The following is a 520-nucleotide window of genomic DNA, read 5'->3' as shown; positions in this document are numbered from 1 at the left end:
TATAAATCAATCTACTTACTCCAAAATCATTTACATCTTTTAAAGGTATCGAAAATAAATCTCACATGTATTTTGTTCATAGTTATGAATTCATACCAGAAGATAAAAGTGTAATTTCAGCAACAACAGATTATTCATCAAATATTGTTTGCTCTGTAGAAAAAGAAAATATTTTTGGAACACAATTTCACCCGGAGAAGAGTGATAAAATTGGATTACAAATTATAGAAAATTTTATAAATTTATAAAAATGAAAACTGTTTATATACTAACAAACGAGGCAATGCCCGGCATAATTAAAATTGGTTGGACTGATAAAAATGTTGAGGAGAGAATGAAAGAACTAGATAAGACCTCAACCCCAGTTCCTTTTACGTGTTATTTTGCCAAAAGAGTAGAAGATCCTACATTTGTTGAATCAAAATTGCATGAAGCTTTCGATGAATTTAGAATTAGAGATAATAGAGAGTTTTTTAGAATGTCACCAGATCAAGCTAAAGCAGCATTAGAGATTGCGAAT

At 29.4% G+C, this 520-nt stretch carries 1 protein-coding gene and 1 pseudogene; both read left to right on the top strand.

Annotated elements, in window-relative coordinates; genetic code table 11:
• Positions 1–38 precede the first annotated feature (38 nt).
• Positions 39–248 (top strand): annotated as a pseudogene (locus tag AMN83_RS02850) (glutamine amidotransferase-related protein); the annotation flags it as partial.
• A 2-nt stretch (positions 249–250) separates the two neighbouring features.
• On the top strand, positions 251–520 hold a 270-nt coding region (locus tag AMN83_RS02845; RefSeq protein WP_143323635.1), incomplete at its 3' end, for a GIY-YIG nuclease family protein.

This window comes from Candidatus Pelagibacter communis (assembly GCF_001180025.1).
In the GTDB taxonomy this organism is placed as follows: Bacteria; Pseudomonadota; Alphaproteobacteria; order Pelagibacterales; family Pelagibacteraceae; genus Pelagibacter; species Pelagibacter ubique_A.
This window is presented reverse-complemented; position numbering and strand designations above follow the sequence as displayed.